The 3,220-nt window shown below is 59.4% G+C and carries 3 protein-coding genes and 1 pseudogene; all 4 read left to right on the forward strand.

The window, feature by feature from the left end; translation table 11 throughout:
* Positions 1-97: 97 nt before the first annotated feature.
* On the forward strand, positions 98-1,207 hold the full coding sequence (locus SY1_RS01860; RefSeq protein WP_015555994.1) for an ABC transporter substrate-binding protein: 1,110 nt from the start codon (positions 98-100) through the stop codon (positions 1,205-1,207).
* 105 nt (positions 1,208-1,312) lie between these two features.
* The gene (locus SY1_RS01865) at positions 1,313-2,047 is read left to right on the forward strand and encodes an ABC transporter permease (protein ID WP_243440560.1); all 735 of its coding nucleotides are present in this window, start codon (positions 1,313-1,315) and stop codon (positions 2,045-2,047) included.
* 40 nt (positions 2,048-2,087) lie between these two features.
* Positions 2,088-2,819: an ABC transporter ATP-binding protein gene (locus tag SY1_RS01870; protein ID WP_243440561.1), complete on the forward strand. Its 732-nt coding sequence runs from the start codon at positions 2,088-2,090 to the stop codon at positions 2,817-2,819.
* A gap of 84 nt (positions 2,820-2,903) precedes the next feature.
* A pseudogene (locus SY1_RS01875) lies at positions 2,904-3,220 on the forward strand (hypothetical protein); the annotation flags it as partial.

Below are 3,220 nucleotides of genomic sequence, written 5' to 3' on the forward strand. Positions count from 1 at the left end.
AATCCAATCGCCGTTGATCGTCTGGCATTTTGCGAAGCATTTTACGGCGTTAACCTGAGGCTTTGCCGAAAAAATAATTAAGAAGGAGTGTTGGGTAATGAAGAAATTTGTTGCGGTACTGGCGTTGTCCTGGGCCTTTGCCCTGCCCGCGTTCGCGGCGGAGGCGGAGAAGGTCCCTGTGATCCGCATGGCCTACACCATGACGACGCACCAACAGGGTTTCACCATCGCGCTGCAGAAGGGAGAGGCCTTCAAAGACTTCGGTGTCTGGTTCAAGCCGGTCGTCGAGAAGGAGAAGTACGACCTCTACCGGGGAGACAAAAAGATGGCCCGATTCGAGGTCATCGTGACGAAGAGCGGTTCCGAGGCCGCATCGCTCTTCGCCCAGAACCATCTGGACCTGACGACAAACTCGTTCCCCGCCATGCTGTCGGCGATCGACAATGGCACGCCGATCAAGGTGCTGGCTCCTATCCAGGCGGACGGTATCGCGATGGTGGGGCGCCTGGATTCCCCCGTCAACGACTGGGATTCCCTTCTGGCGTTCATCAAGGAAGCCAAGGCGCCCGTCAAGCTGGGCTACCACTCTCCAACCAGTGCTCCGAAGGTCCTTGTCGAGGCCGCACTCTTTGAGGCCGGCCTGCGCTTGACCGGGGACGCGAACGCGACGAAGCAGGAGGCCGACGTCCTCCTGGTCGACCTGAAGGGGGTCGCCAACTTTAACCCCGCGTTGACCTCGGGACAGGTCGACTTCTGGGTTGCTCCTGCACCTATCCCGCAGGTGGCTGTGCTGAAGAAGCAGGGCAAGATGATCCTGGATCTCAAGACTCTCCCCCCTGCGGGTAAGTGGGACCACTTTCCCTGCTGCGTGACCGCCGCTCACGTGAACGTCATTGAGCAGCACCCGGACATCTTGGACGCTTACCTGGAGCTCCTGACGAAGTCGAGCGCCTGGTGTAACGCCCATAAAGACGAGGCTGACGAGCTCTCGGCAGTCTGGTTTGGCGTCCCCGTTGAAGCGACGCGCATGTCCGAGATGACGTACTCGACAAATCCTGACGCGAAATGGTTCCGCAATGCCTCTCTGTACCCGGAGATGCTGAACAAGATGGGGCAGTTCAAGAACCTTCTGAAGGGCAAGACCCTCGAGGAAAGCAAGGAACTGGTCTTCGACTTCCGCTACGCGGAGAAGCAAAACGCGAAGTAGACGATGAAGCATTGCCTGAGCCGGGGTGCGCTGTCTTTAGTCGCCCCGGCGCTTTTCCTGCTATTCTGGCACTATGCGTCCCTGAGGATCGATAACGCCGTCGTATTGCCCAAGATTGAAGATGTGTTGGCGATCCTGCTCCACCCTACGAAGGACCTGCTGAACATGGGGTCTCTGGTCGGCAACGTGACCGTCAGCTTCGTCCGGGTGTTCGGGGGGTACCTCCTGGCCGTGTTCGTCGCTGTTCCGCTGGGGCTTGCGATGGGATACTGGAATTGGCTGAACCGGATGTTGGGGCTGATGGCGGGGCTCTTTCGCCCCATCCCCCCATTGTCCTGGATACCTCTCGTGCTGGCCTGGTTTGGCGTCGCCAGTATGGCGACGATCCTGGGCATTGAAGAGGGGGCGTGGTACCCTTTCTTCAGCAACATCAAGATATCCATGCTGTTCATCATCTTCATCGGGGCTTTCTTCCCTATCTTGGTGAACACCATCGGGGGCGTCCAGAGCGTTCGAGTGACGCTGATTGATGCGGTCCGGGTTCTGGGGGCGTCGCCGTGGCAGGTCGTTCGGTACGTCATCCTCCCCTATGCCGCCCCGCAGGTCTTCACGGGGCTGAGGGTGGGGCTCGGGGTTGCGTGGATGTGCTTGGTCTCCGCCGAGATGATGCCCGGCAGCATCTCCGGGGTCGGATACCTCATCACGCACGCCTACACGGTGGCGCAGACGGATGTCGTCATCGCGGGGATGATCGCCATTGGCGTCATGGGGATTTTGATCGACTCGCTCTTTATTCTGATCGAGCGCAGAGCTTTTCAGTGGCAAAGTCTCTACAGGTGATGCTATGATAAAAGAAAGCGACCTTCTCAGGATCGAGGGTTTGGCCAAACACTTCACATCGGACCAGGGCAGGGATGTCGTCGCCCTCTCGGATGTCAACCTCTCGGTGAAAGAAAACGAGTTCGTCTGCATCGTAGGGCCCTCTGGGTGCGGAAAGTCTACACTGCTGCGGATATTAGCCGGTTTGGAGCTCCCTTCCGGGGGCAGGGCACTGATGAAAGGGGTGGAGATCAAGGGCCCCGGGCGAGAGCGGGGCATGGTCTTTCAGGAGTATTCGTTGATGCCTTGGCGTAGTGTGGAGGAGAACGTCTGGATGGGGCCGGAGCTGTTGGGACGCCCGACTGAAGAGCGAAAAGCGGTGGCGGCGCACTACATTGAGCTCGTCAAGCTGAGCGGCTTTGAACGGGCCTTCCCCCACGAGCTCTCCGGGGGGATGCGGCAGCGCGTAGCGATTGCCCGGGCTTTGATGAACGACCCGGAGATCCTGCTGATGGACGAACCATTCGGCGCCCTTGACTCCCACACGCGGATCATCTTGCAGAAGGAACTTTTGAAGATATGGCAGGCGCACCGCAAGACGATCTTGTTTGTGACGCACAGTGTGGATGAAGCTGTCTTTTTGGCCGACCGAATCGTCGTCATGTCCGCTCGACCGGGGCGGATTATCTTGGAGGAGCCCTTGGACCTGCCCCACCCTCGGAGAAGGGACAATGCCGTCTATGCGCGGACGCTGGAAAATATCCTGACGCTTTTGGAGGCGGAGCAGACGTAGGCGTGCAGCGGGGAGGAAAAAATCATGACAAGCGCAATAAAAAGACGAAGCTCTTTGTATTTTGCTTGGGATTGTCACTGACGTTTGCCGTCGCGGCCTGGGCCGGGAAGCCGCAGGTGCTCCGCATTCCCATCGACGAGGAACCGGATTCCTTCAACGTGGCCCGCGTCCCTCATCTCCGGGAAGGTCCGGTGCATCAAGAACGCGAGTGATGTCCTGCTGGGCAAGAAGCCGCTCTCCGAGTTGGGGCTGGAGGCCCCTGACGACCGGACGCTCGTGATCCACCTGGAGCACCCGGTCCCCTACCTGCTGCAGAGCGCAGCGGGCACGGCCATGTTCCCCACGCGCCGCGACGTCGTGGAGAAGTTCGGGGACGCCTACGGGACGGACGCGGACAAGAT

This window comes from Fretibacterium fastidiosum, assembly GCF_000210715.1.
GTDB classification, from domain to species: Bacteria; Synergistota; Synergistia; order Synergistales; family Aminobacteriaceae; genus Fretibacterium; species Fretibacterium fastidiosum.